Origin of the sequence: Halomonas sp. AOP5-B2-8, from assembly GCF_052376475.1 — a bacterium.
GTDB lineage: Bacteria > Pseudomonadota > Gammaproteobacteria > Pseudomonadales > Halomonadaceae > Vreelandella > Vreelandella casei.
Genome location: NZ_JBQSVS010000002.1, coordinates 341,068 through 365,856, shown reverse-complemented (window position 1 = coordinate 365,856; position 24,789 = coordinate 341,068). Strand labels below are relative to the sequence as shown.

Annotated in this window: 24 protein-coding genes and 1 riboswitch; of the genes, 12 read left to right on the top strand and 12 right to left on the bottom strand. The window is 53.1% G+C overall.

The genetic code is table 11. The features are described 5' to 3' along the window. Positions 1–76: 76 nt before the first annotated feature. Entirely contained in the window at positions 77–1,798 is a 1,722-nt protein-coding gene (gene mqo, locus ACT3RP_RS06285) for a malate dehydrogenase (quinone) (RefSeq protein ID WP_096278793.1), read from the bottom strand. A 150-nt stretch (positions 1,799–1,948) separates the two neighbouring features. Here mqo and ACT3RP_RS06280 point away from each other — a divergent pair, with 150 nt between their 5' ends. Next, complete coding sequence (locus tag ACT3RP_RS06280; protein ID WP_096282316.1) at positions 1,949–2,179, top strand: DUF3820 family protein; 231 nt, start codon at positions 1,949–1,951, stop codon at positions 2,177–2,179. Here ACT3RP_RS06280 and ACT3RP_RS06275 read toward each other — a convergent pair. Beyond that, entirely contained in the window at positions 2,170–2,517 is a 348-nt protein-coding gene (locus ACT3RP_RS06275) for a hypothetical protein (protein WP_096278791.1), read from the bottom strand. The two genes, ACT3RP_RS06280 and ACT3RP_RS06275, sit on opposite strands and share 10 nt — an antisense overlap. A 64-nt stretch (positions 2,518–2,581) precedes the next feature. Between ACT3RP_RS06275 and ACT3RP_RS06270 the strand changes: the two genes are divergently transcribed. Further along, positions 2,582–3,349 carry a DUF1499 domain-containing protein gene (locus tag ACT3RP_RS06270; RefSeq protein WP_441684685.1) on the top strand — a complete coding sequence of 256 codons (768 nt, stop codon included), beginning with the start codon at positions 2,582–2,584 and terminating at the stop codon, positions 3,347–3,349. A gap of 4 nt (positions 3,350–3,353) precedes the next feature. On the opposite strand, the gene ACT3RP_RS06265 is transcribed toward ACT3RP_RS06270, so the two are convergent. The 3 genes from ACT3RP_RS06265 to ACT3RP_RS06255 all read right to left on the bottom strand — a co-directional run bounded on the left by ACT3RP_RS06265 (position 3,354) and on the right by ACT3RP_RS06255 (position 5,174). Continuing rightward, entirely contained in the window at positions 3,354–3,716 is a 363-nt protein-coding gene (locus ACT3RP_RS06265) for a ribbon-helix-helix domain-containing protein (protein WP_441684683.1), read from the bottom strand. A gap of 116 nt (positions 3,717–3,832) precedes the next feature. Continuing rightward, entirely contained in the window at positions 3,833–4,402 is a 570-nt protein-coding gene (locus tag ACT3RP_RS06260) for a DJ-1/PfpI family protein (RefSeq protein WP_483393465.1), read from the bottom strand. Positions 4,403–4,559: 157 nt separating this feature from the next. Then, complete coding sequence (locus ACT3RP_RS06255; protein WP_096278789.1) at positions 4,560–5,174, bottom strand: flavin reductase family protein; 615 nt, start codon at positions 5,172–5,174, stop codon at positions 4,560–4,562. Between the two features lie 184 nt (positions 5,175–5,358). Between ACT3RP_RS06255 and ACT3RP_RS06250 the strand changes: the two genes are divergently transcribed. From ACT3RP_RS06250 to ACT3RP_RS06225, 6 genes are all read left to right on the top strand, one after another. Further along, the gene (locus ACT3RP_RS06250) at positions 5,359–6,273 is read left to right on the top strand and encodes a LysR family transcriptional regulator (protein ID WP_096278787.1); all 915 of its coding nucleotides are present in this window, start codon (positions 5,359–5,361) and stop codon (positions 6,271–6,273) included. A 288-nt stretch (positions 6,274–6,561) separates the two neighbouring features. Further along, positions 6,562–7,545: a TAXI family TRAP transporter solute-binding subunit gene (locus tag ACT3RP_RS06245; RefSeq protein WP_096278785.1), complete on the top strand. Its 984-nt coding sequence runs from the start codon at positions 6,562–6,564 to the stop codon at positions 7,543–7,545. Between the two features lie 110 nt (positions 7,546–7,655). After that, positions 7,656–9,638, top strand: a complete 1,983-nt coding sequence (locus tag ACT3RP_RS06240; protein WP_483393464.1) for a TRAP transporter permease — start codon at positions 7,656–7,658, stop codon at positions 9,636–9,638. Then, positions 9,635–10,582 (top strand): D-2-hydroxyacid dehydrogenase family protein, encoded by a 948-nt coding sequence (locus tag ACT3RP_RS06235; protein WP_096278781.1) that lies wholly within the window; start codon positions 9,635–9,637, stop codon positions 10,580–10,582. The genes ACT3RP_RS06240 and ACT3RP_RS06235 overlap by 4 nt, the downstream gene beginning before the upstream one ends. 88 nt (positions 10,583–10,670) lie before the next feature. Then, complete coding sequence (gene arfB / locus ACT3RP_RS06230) at positions 10,671–11,087, top strand: alternative ribosome rescue aminoacyl-tRNA hydrolase ArfB (RefSeq protein ID WP_096278779.1); 417 nt, start codon at positions 10,671–10,673, stop codon at positions 11,085–11,087. Between the two features lie 38 nt (positions 11,088–11,125). After that, entirely contained in the window at positions 11,126–11,332 is a 207-nt protein-coding gene (locus ACT3RP_RS06225) for a DUF1289 domain-containing protein (protein WP_444625253.1), read from the top strand. Here ACT3RP_RS06225 and ACT3RP_RS06220 read toward each other — a convergent pair. The 6 genes from ACT3RP_RS06220 to ACT3RP_RS06195 all read right to left on the bottom strand — a co-directional run bounded on the left by ACT3RP_RS06220 (position 11,308) and on the right by ACT3RP_RS06195 (position 18,386). Next, complete coding sequence (locus ACT3RP_RS06220) at positions 11,308–12,366, bottom strand: proline racemase family protein (protein ID WP_483393463.1); 1,059 nt, start codon at positions 12,364–12,366, stop codon at positions 11,308–11,310. The genes ACT3RP_RS06225 and ACT3RP_RS06220 overlap by 25 nt on opposite strands. Continuing rightward, entirely contained in the window at positions 12,366–13,556 is a 1,191-nt protein-coding gene (locus tag ACT3RP_RS06215; protein ID WP_096278775.1) for an alcohol dehydrogenase catalytic domain-containing protein, read from the bottom strand. Before ACT3RP_RS06215 ends, ACT3RP_RS06220 begins: the two co-directional genes overlap by 1 nt. 22 nt (positions 13,557–13,578) lie before the next feature. Then, positions 13,579–14,547 carry a magnesium/cobalt transporter CorA gene (gene corA, locus ACT3RP_RS06210; RefSeq protein WP_483393462.1) on the bottom strand — a complete coding sequence of 323 codons (969 nt, stop codon included), beginning with the start codon at positions 14,545–14,547 and terminating at the stop codon, positions 13,579–13,581. A 108-nt stretch (positions 14,548–14,655) separates the two neighbouring features. Next, a complete protein-coding gene (locus tag ACT3RP_RS06205) occupies positions 14,656–16,035 on the bottom strand; it encodes a sodium:solute symporter family transporter (protein ID WP_444671469.1) in 1,380 nt (459 codons plus the stop codon). Further along, a riboswitch (TPP riboswitch) is annotated at positions 16,025–16,132 on the bottom strand. Its footprint overlaps the gene before it by 11 nt. 63 nt (positions 16,133–16,195) lie before the next feature. Continuing rightward, positions 16,196–16,798 (bottom strand): peroxidase-related enzyme, encoded by a 603-nt coding sequence (locus tag ACT3RP_RS06200; RefSeq protein ID WP_441684669.1) that lies wholly within the window; start codon positions 16,796–16,798, stop codon positions 16,196–16,198. 88 nt (positions 16,799–16,886) lie between these two features. Then, on the bottom strand, positions 16,887–18,386 hold the full coding sequence (locus ACT3RP_RS06195; RefSeq protein ID WP_444625251.1) for a CoA-acylating methylmalonate-semialdehyde dehydrogenase: 1,500 nt from the start codon (positions 18,384–18,386) through the stop codon (positions 16,887–16,889). Between the two features lie 127 nt (positions 18,387–18,513). Between ACT3RP_RS06195 and ACT3RP_RS06190 the strand changes: the two genes are divergently transcribed. The 3 genes from ACT3RP_RS06190 (at position 18,514) to ACT3RP_RS06180 (ending at position 20,996) form a co-directional block, all read left to right on the top strand. Continuing rightward, the gene (locus tag ACT3RP_RS06190; RefSeq protein WP_444671468.1) at positions 18,514–18,702 is read left to right on the top strand and encodes a hypothetical protein; all 189 of its coding nucleotides are present in this window, start codon (positions 18,514–18,516) and stop codon (positions 18,700–18,702) included. A 64-nt stretch (positions 18,703–18,766) separates the two neighbouring features. Beyond that, the gene (locus tag ACT3RP_RS06185) at positions 18,767–19,177 is read left to right on the top strand and encodes a hypothetical protein (protein ID WP_483393461.1); all 411 of its coding nucleotides are present in this window, start codon (positions 18,767–18,769) and stop codon (positions 19,175–19,177) included. A gap of 94 nt (positions 19,178–19,271) precedes the next feature. Next, entirely contained in the window at positions 19,272–20,996 is a 1,725-nt protein-coding gene (locus ACT3RP_RS06180) for a potassium/proton antiporter (RefSeq protein ID WP_444625250.1), read from the top strand. 29 nt (positions 20,997–21,025) lie between these two features. On the opposite strand, the gene ACT3RP_RS06175 is transcribed toward ACT3RP_RS06180, so the two are convergent. Then, the gene (locus ACT3RP_RS06175) at positions 21,026–21,733 is read right to left on the bottom strand and encodes a DUF3581 family protein (protein WP_441684662.1); all 708 of its coding nucleotides are present in this window, start codon (positions 21,731–21,733) and stop codon (positions 21,026–21,028) included. 109 nt (positions 21,734–21,842) lie between these two features. Here ACT3RP_RS06175 and ACT3RP_RS06170 point away from each other — a divergent pair, with 109 nt between their 5' ends. Beyond that, the gene (locus tag ACT3RP_RS06170; RefSeq protein ID WP_483393460.1) at positions 21,843–24,788 is read left to right on the top strand and encodes a translocation/assembly module TamB domain-containing protein; all 2,946 of its coding nucleotides are present in this window, start codon (positions 21,843–21,845) and stop codon (positions 24,786–24,788) included. Position 24,789 lies beyond the last annotated feature (1 nt).

Genomic DNA, 24,789 nt, shown 5'->3' with positions numbered 1-24,789 from the left:
GCTAAAAAAACCTAAAAAAAACGCCAGCCCAAAAGGGCTGGCGCATCTATACGTTAAACGCGTTAGAGCACACGCATTACGCGTCTGTCGTAACGTCTTGCTGCTCGGCGTCCTGTGCGTCGTTCATCTCAGCATCGTCCTCTTCAACGTCACCTTGAATCTCGTCTCCGGCGCCGTTGGGTTGAGGCTCAGCGTCGGTGTTTGCTTCTTCTTCCAACGCTTCATCGCTGCCATTGGCAGCGGCCAAGTTTGCTGGCTCGTCCAGCTCTAGGGTACTCGCAGTATAAGCACGCACCTCACTCAACAAGTCAGGATTTTCTGCGAGATGCTGGCCGTATGAAGGCACAATCTGGCGCAGAGCATCTTGCCATTCGCTACTTTCCATCTGTGCTGGGAAGGCCGTATCCAGCAAATTCAGCATAATAGAAGGTGCCGTCGAGGCGCCTGGCGAAGCTCCCATTAAGGCTGACATGGTGCCGTCAGCAGAGATGACAACCTCTGTACCAAACTGCAGGGTGCCACCGTCTTCGGGATCATCCTTGATAATTTGGACACGCTGCCCCGCTGTCCACAGCTCCCAATCATCTGGGTTGGCTTCTGGATAAAAGGCCTGCAAGGCTTCCATCCGATCGCCATCAGACATCAGCACCTGGCCAACCAAGTAGCGCACCAAGTTAAAGTTATCCAGGCCGACTTCCATCATTGGCCAAGTATTGTTGAACGTCATTGAGCCAAACAGGTCCGTCCAGGAGCCCTCTTTGAGGAACTTGCTTGAGAACGTCGCAAACGGGCCAAAGAACAACGCCGGTTCACCGTTAAGATTACGGTAGTCTAAATGCGGCACTGACATGGGCGGCGAGCCCTCACCGGCCTTTCCGTACACTTTAATTTGATGTTGAGCGACAACGTCAGGATTCGTGGTGTAGAGGAATTGACCACCTACCGGGAAGCCTGCATAAGCACTCGCTTCAGGGATACCCGATGCTTGGAGAAGCGGCAGCGCGGCGCCACCGGCACCAATGAAGACAAATCGAGCGTCAACGCTGGTTTCATCGCCACTTTCTAAGTTTTTAACTGTTACATGCCATGAATCGTCGTCATTGCGCTCAAGCCCACGGACTTCGCTGTTCAACGACAAAGTGAAATGTTCGTTGTCGCTCAGCGATTCAATCATCTGCTCTGTTTGGGCGCCGTAATTAACTTCTGTACCCATCTGCATTCGCGTTGCCGCAACGGGAGTGTTGTCATCACGGCCTGCCATCACGAGGGGCATCCACCCAGCGATCTCGTCACGATCTTCAGAGTATTCCATATCAGCATAAAGCGGATTTTGCACCATGCTGGCATGACGCTCGCGTAGGAACGCCACATCATCTTCACCCCAAACAAGCGCATGATGCGGAACGGTGTTGATGAAAGCGGTCGGATCACTCAAAACATCCTGGTCTACCTGATGCGCCCAGAATTGACGAGAAAGCTCGAACTGCTCGGTTACGTTGATCGCACGCTCAATTTCGACGTGATCGCCATCGCCCGGCGTATAATTCAGTTCCATAAAGGCGGAGTGGCCGCTGCCGGCGTTGTTCCAAGCATTTGAGCTTTCTTGACCCACTTGATCAAGGCGCTCAAAAAGCTGGATATCCCACTCAGGCTCTAACTCTTGTAGATAGGTGCCGAGCGTGGCGCTCATAATACCGCCACCAATCAACACGACGTCAACAGGCTCATCGGCTGAAATGGGCATAGCCGCTAGCGCTAAAAGCGGCGAGCAGAGTAAAAGGTTAAAACGTTTTTGCATGTCATGCCCCTGGCGGTACATAAAGAACGTGCCGAAAAGATAGTCGCCCTTTATCGAGATAGGTATCATTTGTCGACGAAAGTCTAACAAAAATATGCCACATCAGAAACATATGGCATCACTTAAATGAAAACGGATGGAATTCAGCGTATGAAACCAGAAGACCTGGAAAAGCTAGTGACACGCACCATGCCTTTTGGAAAGCACGCGGGATGGCTCATTGCCGACCTACCTGGCCCTTACCTAAACTGGTTTGCTCGGGAGGGATTTCCTTCAGGTGAGATCGGCCAACTGCTACAGTTGATGCAGGAAATTGACCATAATGGCCTTAGTGAGCTGTTAGAGCCACTGCGCCAGAGACCCAGGCAGCGTCAAGATTGATGCTGGCTGCGTTCGCTGGCCGCTCGCTGAAACTCAGCGTGATACGCCACCTCATGCAGCGCACGATCAGCAGGAAAGCGCCCGAGTGCAACAGCTAGCTCAAAAAAGCCTGCTGCAGGCAACCCCTCGCCTCGCCGGCTAACCACTAATGCGGCCATGAACGGCTTATCTTGCGTAGCGTCTTCACGCATTAGCTGCTCAAGTGACTGAGTAACCTGGCCAATGGTGCGAGGCGGTGTTAGCGATAGTGCTGAAGCGACCTGCTGATAGGTCATAGGCAGTGCCTCACGCGGTGCGCTCACGAGCAATTCGCGTAACGCTGTTTTTATAGCGGTCATAAAAATCTCATTGATGGCGCAGTTGCGTTAACAATAGCTGAAGACGATGTGATAAGGAGAAAACGTGACAACACGCCAAAAAACCTCTCACCCCAACCTTAGCCGCTGGCCAGGTGTGCTAGCAGGGTTAAGCATTGTACTGCTCGTCGTAGCAGCCATGATGATGGCCGGATCAGGCCCAGCATACCGCGGTGAACATATCTCGTTGAGTGAGGCATTTATCTTACTACGCAACGGCGTTTATGCCGCTGGGGCGGCGGTTGCATTAAGCCTTGTGGCACTTCTCGTTAGCGCGATCAAACGCCGCTCCACGCCAGCCGTGATAGCAACACTCGTTATTTTTAGTGCGGCAGCGCTACTTTATGTGCCTTGGCAGCACTGGCAGCGTGCCCAGTCTCTACCCGCCATTCACGATATCACCACCGATATGCAAAATCCGCCTGCTTTTGAAGCACTAGCAAGCGCTCGCCAAGCAGCGCCTAATGCACTCGCTTATCCCGGCGAAGCAACCGCTCGGCAACAGCAAGCAGCTTACCCGGCGATCAAGCCTCTTCTTTTGAAAGCAACGCCTCAGGCAGTGCTGGCTGCGGCACAAGCAGAGGCAGAAGAAGCTGGCTGGCGAATCGCCAGGATTAGCGACGATCACATAGAGGCCACGGCAACGACACCTTGGTTTGGTTTTGAGGATGACGTTGTCATTCGCTTAACGGAACGCGAGAACGCTGTGCAGGTAGATATGCGCTCGGCATCAAGAATAGGTGCCAGCGATGTGGGTACCAACGCTGCGCGCATCCAAGCCTTTTTGGATGAATTAAAAGCGCGTCTCAACTAACGCTTTAATGTATTGAGTCGAGCCGGTGGCCACCTTCACGCGCTAGGATTTTCTCAGCGTCTAAGGTGGCGATGGGCACCTGATGCCGCGTAGGAATATCGCCGGTCAACTGAAGCGCCTGATAGCGCAGCGCACAAACGCGTAAAAACGAGGTGAAGTTGCCCAAATCGTGCCCAGCATCGATGGACTCGTGATAAAGCCGAGTAATCATCTGGGCCGTATTCATGTCATCACGCAGGGCAATTTCTTCAAGAAGTTGCCAGAAGTAATTCTCCATGCGTACGCTGGTCACCATCCCGTCAATGCGTAGCGAGCGCGTAGCGCTACGCCACAGCTCGGGGTCAGCGTTAATAAAGAGCTTACACATGGGCGTTATCTCTTAGCGGCTTAATGAGTGCGGGTTACTTGCTAGTAGCATAGCGGTCAAGCGCATAGTTCGCCCAGCACGGTGCTGGGCGAACGTCGCTATCTTGCCATTCAGGCTTACTTATTAAGCAACGCCATAAACTGGGCGAGCCAGGCCGGATGAGCTGGCCAGGCGGGCGCCGTGACCAAGTTACCATCGGTCACTGCCTCGGTTACCTCTAGATTGACAAAGTGGCCGCCGGCTAGCTCTACCTCTGGCTGACAGGCCGGATAAGCAGAGCACTGACGCCCTTTTAGCACGTTAGCCGCGGCTAACAATTGTGCACCATGACAAACGGCGGCGACAGGTTTGTTGGTTTCAAAGAAGTGCTGGACCATCGCCAGCACGCCTTTATTCAAACGCAGATATTCCGGCGCGCGGCCGCCGGGTATCACAAGCGCATCGTAGTCGGCGGGGTTAGTGCTCGCAAAATCGGCATTTAGAGCAAAGCGATGGCCAGGCTTTTCAGAATAGGTTTGATCACCTTCGAAATCATGTATCGCGGTAGCCACCGTGTCGCCCGAGGCTTTTCCAGGGCAGATCGCATCCACACGATGTCCAATGGCCATGAGCGCCTGAAAAGGCACCATCGTTTCATAATCTTCAGTGAAATCGCCGGTAATCATTAAAATGCGCTTACTGCTCATCTTATTACTCCTTATCGTTATTGGTCGAGCGATTGAGCACACGCCTAGGGTGTGAAACGAGACTAGCAAGCGCTTACCGGCAAGGGGTAGTAGTCCACTACTACAGGGCAACTTCTTCAGCTACCATTACTTAACCAATAGCAATAGAAAGTCTTTTCTAAGCAGGACGCTCAATAGCAAAGCGATCGCTGATACGAAGATAATCGCTGCCGGCTAATCGGCCCACGGGCTTGAGTTGCTCCATATCAACATGACGGCCGTCCCACAGTGCATCATCAATATGAATCGAGACCACCTGGGCAAGCACTAAGGTGCCTGCTAAGGGCTGGTCGCCAAATCGAATCATATCGAACAGCTTGCAGCCAAAAGCAACCGGCGCGTTGGCAATCCGGGGCACGCTCACACCGGGCATACTAGCTTTTTCTAATCCGGCCAGCGCAAACTCATCCTCGTCTGGTGGCACGCTTGCACTGGTGACGTTGAGTGCTTCGACTAGCGCCTCACTGCCCACGTGCACGACACATTCCGCGACGTCGTTTAAATTGCGAACCGTGTCTTTAAGTTCGCCACTACCGTCTAACAAAGGTGAAAATGCCAGCACAGGTGGATTGACGCTGGCTACGTTAAAAAAGGAAAACGGTGCCAAATTGGCATTGCCGTGTTTATCTTGAGTCGCGACCCAGGCAATAGGGCGTGGGCAAACAGTGCCAGACAGCAAGCGGTATATAACACCTGGACTTAATGGGGATTCATCTAGCAAGTAGTCGCTCATTTGTGGCTCACTCTTCAGTCGCTAAAATAGCTGCTGCCCAGCAGTTCTCATCATCTTGTGTGTAATTTAATAAGCCGAAAGCCAATATAGGCCTACGCTGGTCAAAAATCGAGCCTCGTTGCATACAGTAATCCCGGCATCGCTCACGGTCATTGGCAGCCATATCAAAAAGTAGGAGCTCAAAATGAAACTCGACCCAATGTCCTTGCGACTGTTTGTCCGGGTAGCAGAGACGGGCACTATTACGGGTGCTGCTGATGCAGAGTTCATTGCGACATCTGCGGTAAGCAAACGCCTAAGCGAACTAGAGACACATTTCAGCACGCCGCTACTACACCGCAACAACCGTGGCGTAGAGTTAACGCCCGCGGGAAATGCACTACTGCATTTATCGCGAGGCGTGCTGCATAACCTTGAAGACTTAGAGCTTCAGATGCGCGATTACACTAGCGGTGAACGGGGTATTATTCGCATTTTTGCCAATATGTCCGCCATCACTCAGTACTTACCTGGCGAGACGCAGGCATTTTTTGAAAAGCATCCCGATATCGGTGTGCAGCTCGAAGAGAAAGTTAGCCCGGTTATTACCCGTGAAATTATGGCAAATGGCGCAGATATTGGCATATGCGCAAAGCTGCCTCATGGCTATGACTTAGCAGAGTTGCCTTACCATACGGATGAGCTAGTGCTTGTCACGCCGTTAAATCACCCACTTGCCGATCGCGACGTCATCGATTTTCGCGATAGCCTTGAGCATGCCTATGTAGGTCTGCACTCATCAAGCGCCATAAATTTGCAGCTGTTGAAAGCGGCCAGTTTAGCTAATAGGCCATTACGGTTACGTATTCAGGTTACCAGTTACGACGCGCTATGTTTGATGGTTCAGGCAGGGTTAGGTATTGGCGTAGTTCCCCGAGGTGCTATTCGCCAATATGTTGGCGGGCTACAGGTGCGTGTACTGCCTATTCGAGATGACTGGGCAAAACGCCCACTGTGTATCTATGTCAACAATATAGAACGAACATCCATGGCCGCCAGGCTATTTATCGACCATCTTGTTGAATCTGCTAAATTTTCACAACCATCAAATCAAGCATAAAAGAGACAGAACAATGCGATGCTGCCAGGCATTTAGCACTCATACAGCGCCAGCCTTCTCGCTTTACGAAAGCAGGCTCATCAATCACCAATATCCAAGCGCACTGATAAAAGGTAATTATAGTCTTGGGATGGTTATGTATAATAAAGGCCGGCTGTCTCGCAAGCACAATTAAAAAGTGGCACTTAGCGCTTAAGCTAAGCGACTGAAGCTCAGAACGCTAACGCGCCATCACCGAATCGAACACTCCAAGACAATAAAAGCATCTCAATGCTTGAGGTAATAACAATGATTCCTTTCACGCTGAAAGCACGCTTACTCCTTCCTGCATCTATATTGGCCTTAGGCACGCTTTCTAGCCCTCTTGCTCAAGCACAAGATGCCTTAAATATGGGCGCGGTTCCTACTGGCACTGGCTGGTTCTTTGGTATTTCAGAGGGCGCACGGGTTATCAGTGCTAACACGCCTTATGAAATTACCGTGCGCGAAACCGGCGGCACGCGAGAAAATGCTATTCGCTTAGGCCGCAATGAGCTTGATCTTGCCTTCACCGAAGCCTTGGTAGGCTACGAGCAGTACAACGGTATTGGTCGGTTCGAAAGCACACCCAACGAAAACGTACGCCTCGTATACTGGATTGCTCCCTCCACAATGCACTGGGCCGTTCGTCAAGACGCCGACATCAAGAGTTTCGAAGAGCTCGCGGGCAAGCGCTTCAATCCCAGCAGTATTGGCGGCGGCGGCGAGTACATCACTGAGCTAGTGTTTGATATTTTAGGCGTAGAGCCTGACTTTCAGCGCATGCGTATTGATGATGCAGCCGAAGGGGTCATTGATGGTCGCTTGGTCGGTTTTAGTTATAACGGCATTCCCCCCATACCGGCTTTTACAGAAGTTCACTCCTCGCGCCCCTTGCAGCTGCTTTCGCTGTCAGAAGAGCAGCTTGAAACTGTCACAACCGAGCTTCCTTTCTTATCGCCATCAATTATCCCTGCAGACACCTACCGCGGCATGGATGAGGCAACATCCTTGGGAATCTATATGGGCGTATCGGCCAATAGCTCTCTTGATGATGATATTGTTTATAACATCACCAAAGCTTATTGGGACAACCACGAACAGGTAGCGGCTTCTTTTGCTCCTGCCAAGGGAATGACCCCGCAAGACGTCATTGATAATGCCACCTTCCCGGTCCATGCGGGTGCGCTGCGCTATTACCAAGAGCTGGGCCTTGAAATCCCAGAAGACGTTATTCCTCCCGAAGCACGCTAATTTCTGCTGGCGCCCGCAGGCGATTAATAGCCTGCGGATGTTTAAACATCCTCATATTTATACACGCCTGCAGTGGTTGCTAAAAGACACGTGAGCGTGGGAGTCATCCGATGGATACCCCTGGAAGCAATAAGATCGTTGAGAAGTACTCAGAAGACTCGGGCAAGCGCCAGCTTACGGGTGTCTGGTTTTTGGTGATGCGATCAATGGCAGTGGCGATGGCAGTTTTTCACCTTTATGCCGCCATAACGGGGGCCGTTAATACCCAAAATGCTATACACCTCTTGTTCGCTCTGCCGCTAATCTTTTTGGGCTACTCCTGCCGTGCGAAAGACAATCACCGCCTGCCTTGGTTTGATGTCATCCCTGTGATACTGGCAATCGCGGTTAGCGGTTACTACATCATGCAGTTTGATCGGATTATCTATGAGCTGGGTTACCTCATGCCGACCACTTATGATTTGGTGTTCGGGGTTCTGGCCATTTTACTTTTGCTTGAGGCCTGCCGTCGTGCCATCGGCCTTGCGTTTCCAATCCTGGTACTTATTGCGCTTTCCTATGCCTATTTTGGCAACTACCTACCCGGTGTATGGGGGCATGGAGGGTTTGGTTGGGCCGACTTAGTGGCCACTTTTTACATGAGCCCAACCGGGATTTACGGCAGTTTGATGCGCACTTCCTCAACGGTGATCGTGGTATTTATTATGTTTGGCGCGCTGTTGGTAACCACTGGCGGTGGCGATACATTTATGCGTTTATCTAATTCGCTGACTGGCGGCATGGCCGGAGGCCCCGCTAAAGCGGCCACTCTATGCAGTGCCCTATTTGGTAGTATCAGCGGCAGCACCGCTGCCAACGTAGCGACTACCGGCGTATTCACCATCCCCCTGATGAAAAAAAGCGGTTATAGCCCACGCTTCGCAGCAGCCACAGAGGCCTCTGCATCCACCGGCGGACAAATATTACCCCCTATCATGGGTGCCGCGGCCTTCGTCATGGCTGATGTTATTTCGGTGAGCTACCTAGAAATCATCGGTGCTGCCCTTATCCCCGCCCTACTTTTCTATCTAGCCATCTGGATGAGCGTTCACTTCGAAGCTAAGCGCCTTGGGCTAAACCCTATACCCAAAGACCAGCGCCCTACATTACGCGAGGGACTGTTCAACATTGAAACACTGCTGCTGCCGATCATTGTACTCATCGCCATGCTGGTGCTGCGCTATACCCCCACGACTGCCGCCGTCGCCGCTTATTTCACAGCACTACTAATTTACCTATTCTCCTGGCGCAGCCCCGGCAGCTTTACGGATCGCTTGAAGTCGATTCCCGCTGCCTTAGAAGCGGGTGCGATGACCGCTGCAATGATCGCCGTTATCATCGGTAGCGTTGCGATTATTGCATCCGTCATCAGCCTTACCGGCCTAGGGCTTAAAGTCTCATCTGTGATTCTCGTCGTCAGCGGCGGCGATGTATTAATCACACTACTGTTGGCAATGGTAGTGGCGATCATTCTCGGCATGGGGCTCCCTACCGTGGCAGCCTACATGCTGGCTGCGTCTGTTGTAGCGGCTGCGTTTATTGAGGCTGGCTTGCCCAGCCTTTCATCGCATCTATTCATTCTCTACTTTGCAATCCTTTCCGGCGTGACACCGCCCGTTGCGCTAGCGGCCTATATTGGCGGCGCTATCGCGGGTTCACACTGGTTTAAAACGGCCCTGACGGCGACCAAAATATCGCTCGGCGGCTTCTTAATTCCCTTTATGTTTATCTACCATCCACCTCTTTTAGGCAATGGAACCGTGCTTGAGATTGCCCTTGCCGTGGGTTCTGGCATTATCGGTATAGTGGCGCTTGCGGCATCAACGATTGGCTTCTTTTTACGCCCATGCAGTTGGCTCGAGCGTGGATTATTACTCACCGCTGCACTGATGCTGATTAATGGTCAAGTGATGACCGATATAGCAGGCATTGCACTGATTATCGGGCTTTTTGGGTGGCAATACCGATTAAATAGTACTGATAAAAACAGTACTGATAAAAATAGTACTGATGACGCCCGCGCCCCTCTGCCAAGCAAGGAGCTCTCGCAATGAACATTGTCATTCCAGACGATTATCAGGACTGTGTACGCAGCTTAGACGCCTTCAAGCAGTTAGAAGACCATGATGTGGCGATTTATCATGACACCCTTACCGACCTGGATGCGCTAAGCACGCGATTGAAGGCCGCAGAGGCACTCGTGCTTATTCGCGAACGCACGCCCATCACGGCGGCCCTACTTGAGCGCCTGCCGAACCTCAAAGTGATTAGCCAAACGGGCGGTGGCGCGGCGCATGTTGATATGGCGGCCTGCCGTCGCCACGGTGTGACCGTGATGGCGGGCACCGGCTCGCCTAACGCCGCGGCGGAATTAACCTGGGGACTTGTGCTAGCCGCGATGCGCAATATTCCCGCAGAGGTTGAAAACCTAAAAGCAGGCCGCTGGCAGCGTACGCTAGGCACGGGCCTCAAGGGACGCACGCTAGGTATTTTTGGCTATGGGAAAATTGGCAGTTTAGTCGCACGCTACGGTCAGGCGTTTGACATGGAAGTACTGGTATGGGGGCGAGAAAGCACCCGCCAGCGTGCTATTGAGGCTGGCCTTGACGTGGCCAAAAGCCAGGCGGATTTCTTCCAGCGCGCCGATGTATTAAGTCTTCACCTTCGTTTAAACGATGACACTCGGGGTATCGTCACCGCTGAATTACTCGCCCAAATGAAGCCAACGTCCCTACTGGTGAACACCAGCCGTTCTCAGCTACTGGCACCACAGGCGCTTGAACAGGCGCTGCGCGCCGGACGCCCAGGCCAAGCCGCGGTTGACGTCTTCGATACGGAGCCTGTCGTCACAAGCTCTCTGCTCGAATTGCCCAACTTAGTCGCCACACCGCACCTAGGCTACGTCGAAAAAGACAGCTATGAGCTCTACTTTGGCGATGCGTTTAGCAACCTACTGGCTTATATCAATGGGCAGTCAGTCAATAATTTAGCTGGCTAGAGTTGGTTAGTATCATTCAGCCAATAAGCCCCGCCTCTGTGCCAATTGTGCTAGCCTTATAGGTTCATGAGTAATACAGAGGACATGAATGCTCACCATTTCTAGCGACGTTACCCTGGCTGATTGGGAGATTGGTATTAGCCAGATTCGTGCCCAAGGCGCTGGCGGCCAGAACGTCAACAAGGTCGCTTCAGCCGTACACTTGCGCTTCGACATTCTGAGCTCCACGCTGCCACCACTGTACAAAGAAAGGCTAATGGCGTTGTCCGATCAGCGCATTAGCAAAGAAGGCGTGGTGATTATTAAAGCTCAGAGCCATCGCAAGCTTGAGCTAAATAAAGAAGATGCACTGGCACGTTTAAGAGAGCTGATACGGAGTGCCACCAAACCGCAAAAAATTCGCCGTGCCACTAAGCCCACTAAAGGCTCACAACGCCGCCGGGTTGACCACAAAACCCGCAAAGGTAAAGTCAAATCGCTGCGCGGCAAGGTATCTGCTTCATAAGCCATCGCTCGATACTTAATGCCAAAGAGCTTTCAATCATGACTAAAGCCCATACACCCGCTAAGGTGCGGCCTATTTCGCCTTGCGTTCAAATCTGCCAAATAGAATCGTCAACATCGGTATGCGAAGGCTGCGGACGTACATTAGATGAAATAGCCTGCTGGGGAGCTATGACCGAGGCTGAACAAGCCCCGGTATGGGAACGGCTGGAAGCAGAAGGCTACGTCCCAGACTCTGTACGCTGATGGCGGTCACGCAATATATGATGTAGCTCGCCACAGGCCACCATGGGGTCATCACAGTTGATAACGATATCAGAGTGAGCCAACACGTAGCTGCGACCGGTGATGGTGTTTTCGACGACGTGATAATCGCCCTCTTGATGCGTGCCCGTGAAGGTGCCGATAAAGCCCGTATCACGCAGCGAAACGGTTTCTAGCTTATCCCCCACGTTCAGCCGCCCTTCATAGTTCATTAGCGCTAAGCGTGCCGACGTACCGGTGCCTGTGGTGCTGCGGCAGATAACACCAGGGTGAACATACGTGGTGGAACGTGAGCGTATATACCCCTCCCCGACCTTCTCCTCAGGGCCCATAAAGTGCAAAAATGGCAATGGCCCCACATCTCCAAGCGTGTAATGGGAGAAGCCGCGCTGCGCTTTAATTGCCTCAACAATTTTATAAGCGCACTCAGCCAACGCTCGCTCCTCATCACGCCCTAGCTTAAAGCCAAGCTCAGTCGCATCTACCAACGCATAAAAGCCGCCGCTATAAGCGATTGAGTAGGTCACATTACCAATACTCGGCACGTTAATCGTATCGCGATAGGTGTCGATATAACTGGGCAACCCGCTGCAGGTGACCGATTCGACAACGCCGTTATGCACCTTCGCTTCAATTTGCACCAGGCCCGCGGGCGCTTCTAGTTTGAAGCGCTGAATACCTTCTTGCTTAGGCACAATGCCGCTCTCTAGTACGGCGGTGGCCGTGCACAGCGTATTGGAACCAGAGTAAATGGGGTAACCCATCACTTCCATAATGATGTAACCCACGACGGCCTCCGGATGGCAGGCTGGCACCAATAAATCGACCGACATTTCCGGCACGCCGTAAGGCTCTTCTAGTAGCAGGCGGCGCAATCCGTCGGCGTCATCGCGCAGGTACTCCATCTGCTCGCGAACGGTGGCACCGGGCAAACTCTCAATACCACCCGTAACAATACGGCTAACATCACCACCGGCGTGAGTATCCATTAACTGAATGGTATGAACATTATGCACTAGCGTTGCTCCTGAGCGTCGGAAGAGGTGTTTTCAAGAGCGAACGACGCACCGTGGGAAGCCCACTGTGAATCGGGAACCAGCACAATTTTGCCCAGATAATTGCCACCTCGATTAACAAAATAACGCTCGGCAGCATGCAGGTCAGAAAGCTTAAACGCTGCATGAAGCACCGGTTTGAGTAGGCCGCTACGAATCCATTCGACAAGCTGCTCAGCCTCTTCACGAGTACCGTGAGAGACGCCAAAAATCTGCACCTGGTAAAGATAAATACGGGTCCACATCATTTCGCTGAGATTGCCACCGCTGGCACCGGCTATTGAAAGACGCGGATAGCTCTGACGGCCCTGCATATCGACAATCATGGTATCGATAAACAGGTTCGTCATCTCACCCCCGACCAGATCCATCACTGCATCAATCGGTTTGCCGTTAGTGGTAGCCAGCACTCGCTCAACAAACGTCGGCAAGTCGCCACGATCAATCACCGCCTCTGCGCCGAAGGCGCTTAGCGCATCGGCTTTATCTAGCTGGCTGACGGCGTAAGGGATGGCCCCAACGATTCGGCACAGCTGAATGAGCGCCGTACCCACGCCACCGCTGGCACCGCTTACCAGTACCCGCTCACCGGCACATATACTGGCAGCTGTCATCATGTGGTAAGCAGTTTGATACGAGCACATACCCATTGACGCCAGCTCAGCATCGCGCAGCTCAGGATTCGGCACAGCGTAAAACTGATCGGCTGGCACGGCGATATATTCAGCAAACCCACCGTCAGCACCGTGGCCGTAATAATCCGGCGTTAGATTGATATCGCGACGCTCGTCAGCGTAGATATTAAAATCGAGCAGCCCGCGCTCACCAATACGCTCAGCGCCAACACCTTCACCGACGGCTACCACGCGGCCTGCCACATCAGCGCCTTGAATACGCGGAAAGGTAAGCGTCGGCGTGCCGCCCATGGCAAAGGAAGTGACGTCGCCCTTATCTTTGGTGGGATAAAGACCTTCCCGGGCTTTTCGATCGGTGTTGTTCTTGGCCGTCGCGGTTACCTGCACCAACACCTCGCCTTGCCTGGGCTGCGGCGTAGCGACATCCTGATGGTATTCCAATTTATCGATATCCCCATGCCCGGTTAAGAGCATGGCAGCCATCGTCGTTGGTACCTTGTGTGCAGTGTCGGCCATAGATTGACTCCGTTGTATGGCGTTAAAACCAGTTTTTACGCTTGAATAACCAAATCAGTATTCCAGCGATGCCCAACATGGCTCCCCATACAAAAAAGTAGCCATACTCGTAGCGCAGCTCGGGCATATTGGCAAAGTTCATGCCGTAAATACCGGCAATAAACGTCAACGGCACAAAGATCGCGGTAATCACCGTCAGCACACGCATAGTGATATTTAGCTGATGAGATGAAATAGAAATATAACCATCGATTAAGTCACCGCAAATTTCATAGTACATCTGGGTTAAGGTATAGAGACGTTCGAAACGATCCGCCACATCATTAATCGCGTGGAGCGTCTCGCTTTCTTCGCGGGGCACATGCTCGTAGTCGTAAGCCGTTAGCTCCTGGGTAATTCCCTGATGGTAGCTAAAGATTCGGCGCATTTTCACCAGCCGAGAGCGATAGGTGATGATCTTGCGCATGAGCGCATCGTTGCCATTTTCGAGTAGCTCATCCTCCAAATCGCTTAGCTCAGTTTCAAATTCGAGCAGACTATCGATATAAAAGCCAGCTGAAATATACATCACTCGCAGCGCGACATGCTCAGGGGAATGCGCCAGCAGTTTCTTGCCGTGCTCATTAAACAGCCGCTCAATGCTGAGCGCCTCACCGGGGTGAAGTGTGACTAGAAAGCGCTCACCGACAAAAAAACATATCTGCTGCGGCAGATAATTCAGCTCGCCATCGAAGGAGGAAATACCCCGGTAGATAATCAGCGTGTGATTATCGAACTCTTCAATCTTTGGCGGATGGCGCTCCTTATGAGCATCCTGAATCGCCATGGGATGAAATTTGAAAGCCTCTAAAATGGTGCGTTCACTGTCCTGCGTCTCACCCTGCATATCGATCCAGATATGGCTGTCAGGCGTGGATTGCCACATGGCCAGCAAGTCTTCATTGCCTTCGTGAACCGCACCATCGGGCGTAGTAAGCATAGCTCTAATCATAGTCGTCCTTGCGATTAGCGAGCGCTCAGAAGCGCAAATCGTTCTACGTACTTATCCACTATAGCGATGCATTCCCGGCACACCAAGCCCACGCTAGGCGACTCCCTTCTACACAGGCTGTTTTTTTATAGCATAGGCAAGCGCCACGCTAACTAACGTTGACATAACCAATGCGCCCAGAAAAGGGCCTAACGTTGGAATGCTGTCAGGAAAGCTCGCCGCCACCACTCCTGCGCTGACACTGCCTTGGCTTAACCACCCGGGCAAAATAGCCCCGAGCAGCCCAGCAACGCCGCCCCCGATGGCGGCTATTGGCGTCATCCGTTGCCATAGCCCTAGCAACACCGGCACTACGATGGAGGCGCACAGTAAGTCGGCAATAAGGAAAAGCCGCAGTATCGATAATCCCTGTAAAGCAACCATTACCACGGGAATCATTAATGCAACCGTCGCCCAGCGGGCTGCCTCCAGCGAAACACCGCGCTTTTCGCTGCGTGTGACGATAAGCGAGGCAATGCCATTCTGGAGCGTATCAACACTGGAAGCTACCAAGGTAACAGCCAATACCAGCGCAGGTAGCGATAGCCAAGCGGGTGCATCCGTTAGCAGTGCGAAAAACGGCATAGGCGGTGTGCCCAGAGCAACACCGCTCATCGCTGCTAAAATGCCTAAACTACCAATAACCATTACCACCACCATCGTCATAGCGCCGCCTAGCCATGCGCCACGACCCAGGCTGTGGTCATCCTTAGCAGCCCATACGCGCTGCCAATAGCCCTGATGAAATAAATTGGCGGCCGTTACCGCAATCACTAGTGTTAATGCCACACTGAGCGCGCTGGTAACAGGGATAGCAGGCATCGCCGCTTCGCTAGGCAATGCAGGAAGCCGCCAAAGCGCCATGCTGCCTACCACGACCAATAGCACCAGCAGCAGCCAGGCCTGCCAGCGGTCAGTGGCAAGGCTGGCGCGCAGGCCGCCCACTACCGTGTAAATAAGCGTAGTCAGCGCGACGCCAATCACCACGAGTGAGGGAGGTACATCAGACAGCAATGCTGTTATCGCACCAATCGCCGTTAGCTCGGCGGCCAAAAAGCAGGCCATGTAAGCAATGGACACCAGCGTGACCCAGCGCCGTACGCCGAGGCCATAGCACGCCTGTGCAAATTCGGCGATGCTACGCCCTTCGGGAAGCGCGCGGCGAATCTTAGGCCCATAAAGAGCTAAGATAATAAAGGGTAATGTGGAGCCAAACGCGTAGCCTGCTAGCGCAAGCGGGCCCACGAAGGCACCAATTTCAGGGGGCGCAAAGAGAATCCACGCCCCCATGCCTGACGCGAGAAAGGAAAGCCCGAGAGTCGAGCTCGTCTGCGAATTGCGAGCTGTCATATAGTCATCAAGCGGGCCATCAACCCTGCGAGTCCGCAGGCCTAAAAAAGCAAAGCAGCACAGCGCCGCGCCAAGTACGGCTGACGTTAGGTAAAGCATGTCGCGCTTCCTCCGCCGGTACGAACCGGATCAGGTTCCAGGGTCTGCGCAACGCGCATTCTCAGCCCCGTTGATAAGGGCTCCCCTGGCGACAGTGAGTGGAGGCGCTATCCTCACTGAAAACCGCGCCTCAGTAAAGGAAAGTGAAGGTAAGTAACGCTTAAACGTTACCAGTCGATGCCTCGCGAGGTATGCGCCCCATCAGATAAAACTCCTCATTAGGCGGCGTACCCGCCAGCGTGACCAGTCGATTAGACAAACCAAAAAAGGCTGCAATAGCACCGATATCCCAGCAATCCTCTTGGCTGAAGCCGACGGCCAGCAGCCGCGCAGACCACTCGTCGGTCATTTCACCCACATCTATCGCACAGTGCATAGCAAAATCGAGCATCACACGATGGCGCTCGCTAATAGGCGCCACGCGATGATTAATCGCAACCTGGTCGGCCAACAGCGGGTCTTTACTATAAATACGCACCAGCGCACCGTGCGCCACCACGCAATATAAGCAGCGGTTTCGCGCACTGGTAGCGACCACAATCATCTCTTTCTCTGCTTTAGTGAGCGACTCTGACTCCCGCTCCATTAACGCGTCGTGATAGGCAAAAAATGCCCTGAACTCAGCGGGCCGATGGGCCAGCATTAGGAAAACATTGGGCACAAAGCCTGCTTTTTCCTGCACGGCCAGAATCGTAGTACGAATATCGTCGGGCAACGCCTCGAGCGTTTCTGGCACGTTAAAGCGACTTAATGATGGCAACATAATCACCTCTTTATTGTTAATTGCTTTGCCCTACGACCATTAGGCCCCGCTTAAGCGGGGCCTAATATAGCTAAAATCGGCGTTTCTTTTAGCCCAGCGAAATCGTGCTATTAATGCCACTGGAAACGTTCTCCGGCTCGAACCAGCGTGCCGTGACGGTTTTTGTTTGCGTCCAGAATGCGATTGCCTGCTTACCGTTTGGCCCCAAGTCACCGAGCTTCGACGCCCGAGAACCGGTAAAGCTGAAATATGCCACCGGGACAGGAATCGGCACGTTAATACCAATTTGCCCCACATCAATGTCAGTTTCAAAGCGACGCGCCACCCAGCCTGAGTTGGTAAAAATCGAGGTGCCGTTACCGTTAGGGTTGGCATTGATAAAGGCAATGGCATCATCCAGCGTTTCAACACTGACCACGCAAAGCACGGGCCCAAAGATCTCTTCGCGGTAAATAGTCATATCGGCGGTCACATCGGCAAACAGCGTCGGCCCAACGAAGTTACCGTTAGGGTAACCCTCTACCTGAATGTTACGGCCATCGACCATCAGCTTGGCACCCTCTTTTTCACCCGCATCGATTAAGCGCAACACACGATCACGCGCAGCGGGTGAGACTAGTGGGCCTAAGTCTGCATCTAGCTGGGTACCCGGCCCCACTTTCATATTACGTGCGGCGTCAACAATATCGGTTAACCATTCCCGAGCATCGCCCACGAGCACGACCACCGAGTTGGCCATACAGCGCTGGCCTGCGGCGCCAAATGCCGAGCCCAGTAAATTATTAATGGCCTGGCTGCGGTTAGCGTCGGGCATAACCACGCAATGATTCTTAGCGCCCATCATCGCCTGCATCCGCTTGCCTGCCACCGCCGCGCGGTTATAGAGCAGCGAGCCTACGTGGGTTGAGCCAATAAATGAAAGCGCTTTGATATCTTGATGATCAGCAATTTGATTGGCGACATCCGGGCCACCGTGCACCACGTTGAGTACCCCCGGCGGGATGCCAGCCTCGTGGGCCAATTCCACCAAGCGCATGGTAGAGCTTGGGTCTTGCTCCGACGGCTTTAGAATAAAGGTATTGCCGGTCGCAATGGCCAGCGGAAACATGAAACAGGGCAACATGATCGGAAAGTTGAACGCGGTAATACCAGCGCCAACGCCGAGCGGCTGGTGCATGGTGTAAACATCCACTTCATTCGCCGCATTTTCTGCCAGCTCGCCAAGCTGTAGCGAGGTAATTGAACAAGCATGCTCTACGACTTCTAGCCCGCGACCTACTTCGCCTTCCGCATCCGGCAGAGTTTTGCCATGCTCTTCAGTAATCAATGCCGCGAGTTCCGACGTGTTATCGCGAATCAAGGCCTGGAGTTTGAGCATAATACGCATACGCTTGCCCAGCGGCACTTTACGCCACGTCTTAAACGCCTCTTTGGCGCTGCTAACCGCGCGCTCCACTTCCTCCGCCGTGCAGAACGGCACCCGCGCGACCACTTCTTGCGTCGCAGGGTTAACCACGTCGTGCCACTCTTGGCTTTGTGACTGCACGGGCTGACCATCGATAACCATAGGGATTTGGCGAACGGACATAGTGCTGCTCCTATTACTTGAAAATGCATATTTATTGTTGGAAAGCGGTTGCTGACACACGTTAGCGATAATAAATGGGTGCTCAGGGTATAGCAGCAAGTTGACGTTAACGTCAATCAGGTATCATATGAGTAAACAAAATCTTCGGCGTGGCGTCAATGAGCCTTTCCCAATTGAGACAACTGATCCTACCGACGGCACCGTGCTCGCCTGGAGCCGGGATTACGCCGACGTAGCGCCGCTCAAAGGCGTGATGAATGGCAGTGGTGAGCATTGCTTGGAGGTAAATATTGATGTCCTGCCCATCGCAGACTGATGCAAATATTCCTCACCTAAGGTATAAAAGGCGCCTCACAAACGGCTTTTTCAAGGAAGATGCCATGCGGCATGGGCGTTGCGAACACAAGGAGCATTCATCGCGATGGGTTTCCCGCCTACTCACTCTTTGCTGTTTTTCGATCTTACTGTTGGGTGCCGCTAAACACCTCTACTCACCTCATTTAGCAGGCGTGGCGCAGATTCACGAAAGCCTGCACAGTCATTCGGATAAAGCGAGCGTTGCGCATATCCCGGATAAGCTGCGGATTCGAAATGACTCACTCAAGCAGCAAGCGGATGATAATCCTCTACAAATCTTTAAATTACATTCAGACGATGGATTCTTAAGCAACGTTTTCCCCACGCTAATGCCGCCCCTGCTCCATCAAAGCGGCGTTAACGGTTTTGTGCCTAACGATCGCTATTACTTTGGCGCCTCTCTTCCTCCCAGCAGAGCCCCGCCTAGCACGTAAGTCGGTTAGTCAACCGTTGTTTTATTAGTCACGACATGGCAGAAAGTTCACTGCCTGTTCGTGTTATGGGCGAAGTTAAAAGGGCTCTACGTTTATGTTTCAAGTTGATCATCTCATTTTACTTGCCGCGATACTGATATTAGTCGGCATCGTATCAAGCAAGCTATCTGCGCGTCTTGGCTTACCTGTTTTAGTACTGTTTTTAGTCATAGGGATGTTAGCGGGTGAGAGTGGTGTTGGCGGCATCGCCTTCGACAATCCCGCCGGTGCACATGCGCTCGGCACGCTAGCTCTCGCGATGATTCTATTTGATGGCGGCCTACAAACGCCGACATCCTCGATTAAGAAAGTATGGAAACCCGCTTCTCTACTGGCGACATTCGGCGTATTAATCACCGCCGTTATTACGGGGTTAGCGGCGGCTTATATTCTTGATTTACCCTTGTTAGAAGGCCTACTGTTAGGTGCGATTGTCGGATCAACAGACGCAGCGGCGGTCTTTTCGCTATTGCGTAATGCCGGCATACATATCAACAAAAAACTAAAATATACCTTAGAAATAGAAAGCGCCTCGAACGACCCGATGGCGATTTTTCTGACCGTTGGCCTGCTAGAAATACTGGTTAACGGTATGCAGCCAGGCGTGGGCTTGCTGGAGCTTTTCGTCCTTCAAATGGGGGTTGGCGCACTCGTGGGGCTTGGGGTCGGCTGGGCATCAGTAAAAATAATTAATCGTATACATCTTGTCGCATCGGGGCTTTATCCGGTGATGGTCGCGGCCTGCGGCTTTCTCTCATTTGGCATCTCGGCTAATGTTGGAGGCAGCGGTTTCCTCGCGATTTTTTTAACCGGCGTGGTGATTGGTAACCATAGAATTGTCTTCCAGCGCAGCACCTTCTTATTTCACGACGGGCTGGCCTGGCTAAGTCAGATCATGATGTTTGTGGTGCTCGGACTACTGATCAATCCCCTTTCGCTACTCGATGTCTGGCTTGAAGGTCTCATCATCGCCGCCGTGCTGATTCTAGTTGCCCGCCCGATTGCCGTTATACCGATTATGCGTCTATTTGGCTTCAACGCCCGCGAAACTACGTTAGTCGCCTGGGTCGGATTGCGGGGCTCGGTACCGATTATCTTGGCTATTTTTCCGCTGATGTTTGGGCTTGAAGGAGCGGAGTTAATCTTCAACGTGGTGTTTTTCGTGGTGCTTATTTCAGCCACTATCCAAGGCACCACGCTTCCACTAGTGGCGCGCCGGCTTAGGCTCACTGAAAAACCGCCCGCCTTGTCAGCAGCCAGTATTGAAATCACGGCAATTGAAGAAGTCGATGCTGATATCGTTGAGTACACGTTGAGCGAACACCCGCGAGCGGCAGGACGGCGGCTTTCACAAATGGCCTTACCGGATACCACCGTGGTCGCCATGATTACCCGTGGTAAAGATGTCATTCCACCGCGAGGCTCAACGACGTTAATGGCCGGCGATCATTTGTTTGTCGTGCTTCGTCCTGAAACGCGTCCCTTTATTGACTGCGTGCTCTCTGATGCCGTGGATGACATCAGTAGCGAATTACCGGATCAGGAGCTGAAGCTTAAGGGGAGCACTAAGATAGACGATTTACACCACTCCTATGGCCTGTTGATCCAAGAAGAGGACCAGCATATGACGCTGGATTCGCTGCTACGCAATACCTTAGCCGGCCAGCCGAATGCTGGCGATTCGATACAGATTGAAGGGCTGACGTTGGCAGTGCTAGAAACGCTCGGTGGTCGCATTACCACGGTAGGCTTAACGGTACAGGAAAAGCCTAATCAGTAAGTAAGAGCAGCCATCAACCACATTGACGCCTAGGCCGTTTCGTAAGCGGCCTTTAGGCGATAAAACTCTTCTACAATCGCGGCCATTTCGTCTGCGTCGTAACTGCAAAGCCCGCTAACCACGAGCTTTTTAGAGCCGACCCCGACCGCTTCGCCGGCGGATTCAATGGAAAACTCCAGCAGCGCATCCGCGCGTTTCCCCTGAACACTCAGCGACGATTGATTTAACGTTAAACCCGGTGAAAAACCATCTAAGCGCTTGAGTGAAAAGCCCATGCTGTCGTAGATTACCAGTGGGCGTTTAGGGTTGAACATTACCCCATGCTGCTCCATCAGCGGTTTTAAATAGTGCGGGAAGTTTTTGCCCGAAAACGCTACATAGCAGCGCGCAAAGGCTTCCACTGCGGCTACGTCGTGAGTGGTTTCACCACTGCGCAGCACTTGTAAGTAGCATTTCCCGCTCTCATCGCAAACATGAACGGAGCCATTATCCGCTTCGCAAAATTTAAGCGGCGTCTCCGCCGCCACCATGTTGGTGAAACGAAACTCCATCTGCCGCGACAAACCGAACTTTGTCAGTACCAGTACAAATAGCAGGTCGCCAGGAACGCAAAAACGGCGTGCTCCCGGATTATGGATAGGGTTGTAGTCGCCAGCCACGCCTTTAGCGAAACGGCTGGCCTGCTCTGCAGAGATCACTACATACTCTCCGCGCTGCGCGTAAAAATCCTTAAACATGGCGTTAGCTGCCTGCCTAGCGTTGAAATCGAAAACCCGTCAGTGCCCAACGTCGCGCATAATGCCATAAAACACGGCTCAACAGGAGTTATCTGCTAGGGAAGCCACTATGTCAAATGCCAATACGCGTAAAAAACGCTTACCACGCCTGCTATTAAGTATGTTGATTGGGCTACTGTTTATCATCGCTATCTGGGTGGCAGGCAGCTATTGGCTGCTCAACAGCCAGTGGCTGCCCGAGCGCATTTCTCAATTTGATGGCATTGAAATACGTTGGGAGCAGGGCGCCAGCCGCCACCCCGGCCGCTGGGAAGTAGAGGGTCTGTATTTAGCACGCGAAGATGCGGCGCTGCCCATCAGCATTGAAGCCGAGCGGGCGACTCTTTCGCTCTCTCTATTCGCCCTATTACGCGGAGAACTGCATATCGAAGCGCTGGATGCCGAAGGCATCCGCCGCCTCACCGTAGGTGATATTGCCCTTGAGGCGCAGGGCCAGCTGCACGTGGCGGATACCACGTTAACGCGCGACACCTTAGCGATCCCCGACTTTTCCCTAGCGATTACTGACGGTCGTTTAGTGCGCTTGAGTGATCATGCCACGTTAGTACGCGATATCAATCTCAACGCGGATGCAACATTAACCAGCGTCACACCCGTGACCGCTGCGACGGGGGAACTGAATCCCGATCTATTGTCAGCGCTTTCTGCCCAGCTACAGATTGAGGCGCAGGCAGATGCCTGGGATGTTTTCATGCCTTACCTCAACGCCCTGCCCTGGCTGACTCTTGAGGGGCGCGGGGCTTTAGCAGGCGCACTTGGTCTAACCGCTGGTGAGTTACAGCACGGCAGTGTTTTAACGCTGGATTCCCCTACGCTGCGTTTAGCGGTCGATGAACAGCGCCTACGCACACCCAGTGGCTCACCGCGCTGGCTCATTGCAGACAGCCCACCCCCGCGCCACACGGCAACCGGCAAAGGCCAAGTCCGCTTGGCGGTTGAGAATGATCAGCTACATTTTTCGACGCAACTGGCTGACGTAACGCTGGCTGATACTCATCCCTATGCTGAAAATGCTGAGCTACGCCTTGCCACTCAGATACCCAATCAGCGGCTAGACCGGCTTGATCTCCCCACCAATGTCACGCTCGCCTTACAGGGCCGCGTGATTCGCTTGGACATGTTTGATCGCTATCTAGCGCCAACGCTTGACGGCAAAGGCATACGGCTTTCCGGCAATGGACAAATAGAGGCGAGCGCCACGCTGGTTGATGCTCGCCCTCAGCAGGCGTCGCTGGCCATTCAGGCACCGCTGCTTGCTGCCGAGACGCTAGATTTTAAAGCACAGGGCAGCGGCTCACTTACTGCACGACTCACGCCTGACGAACACATTGACGCCCGCTTAACGTTCGCCAATGCGACCCTAACGCACCATCAGCGAACATTGCTTGCCGATGCTGACATCGAGTTAACGGCAAAGAGCCCGCTAGACACGCAAAGGGCGCGCCAAGAAGCAACGGCAACCCTCAGTTGGCAAGCGGCACAGCTACCCGATATTAGCGTGCTGCAAACGTACCTGGGGGCGATATTACCTGAGCCTGCCCCGCTTCAACTGCTGAGCGGCCAAGCCAGCAGCCACGGCCAGCTTCAGGTAACGTCTGAGCAGGCGACTGGGCAAGTGCATCTATCCGGCGAAGGAATGACCACCCGTTGGCAGCACGGCGAAAGCACCGGCACTCTCACAAGTGATATGCAGCTTTTTCTGCCTATTCGACAAGCGGCGTTGGATGGCTCCGCGTTGAATATCAGCGGCACTCGGCTGAGCTGGCAAGTGGCCAACCTAGAGCAGCCTGACGAGCAGCTGGAAAGTATTTTGATTCTCACCGACGGCCGATTTCAACGCCGCGAAAACGTGCCTAGCGGGCAGTTTTCCCTTGAAGGTAGCGTGCAACAGCTGGGCTTCTTAAATACTTTTCTTCCCGATGCTCATGGCCTATCGCTGGCAGGCAGCGGCCAGCTTTTTGCTCAAGGAGCCTTTCGCGACAAACAGCTCCTAGCACCTACCCGGCTACGCGTTAATGCTAATCAGCTTGAGGTCGCCTTTCTCGACTACTTGGCTACCGGGCGCGGCGAACTCACTGCTCAGCTGGACAGCGCTGAGCAGGCTCAGCTATCGCTGGGTATCCCTAACTTCGCGCTGATGCGCCAAAACGATGACCGCCCCCACCTTGAAGGCCGCCACTTTGCGCTTACCACTCAAACCGACCGCTTTAGCGAGGTGCTTAAGTCGCCACAGCCAGAGCACTTCGTCACCCGCATCGCTATGCCGATTATCGATGTGCCAGACTTTACTCGCTACAACCGCTATCTGCCCGAGGATACCGGGGTTCGCTTGCTAGGTGGACAAGCAAACCTTTCCAGCGAATGGAGACTTGATGGGCTAGAGGCCCAGGGGGAAATCACGCTTCGTGCCTTTGGTGCTGACATGGAGCTGCTTGATCAGCGGTTACGTGGCGATGTTGAAGTTTACTTAAATTTAACCGAAGGCGATTTACAAGCGCGGCGCTTCACCGCCAACGACTCGTTTTTACGCTTAGAAAACGTGTTTCGGCTAAGTGAGCAAGGTGCGCCGGACGCCGGCTGGTGGGTACAACTCAGCATGGAACAAGCGCAGCTTGAATGGGATGACCCTATTCACCTAACGAGCCAGCTACGTTTGGGAATGCGCGATACGGGTTTGCTGGCACGGCTATTTTTGGCCCGTGCCCGTGAAAGTGGCTGGCTAGGCAGATTGTTAAACGTGCACGATATCAACGGCACGGCTTTACTCCAGGTCGACGACCAGCGTATTCGGCTACAAAATCTTACGCTTACCGGCGGGCCGCTGCTGCTGCTCTCCGACGTTACTCTGCAAGACAAGCACGCTAACGGGGCACTTTATGCCCGCATCGGCCCATTGGGCGTTGGCGTAGAACTAGTCGACAGCGAACCTACTTTACGCGTGATACAGCCGCGCCGATGGTTTGATCATTGGCAAAAAGCTAACCAACCAGAATGAT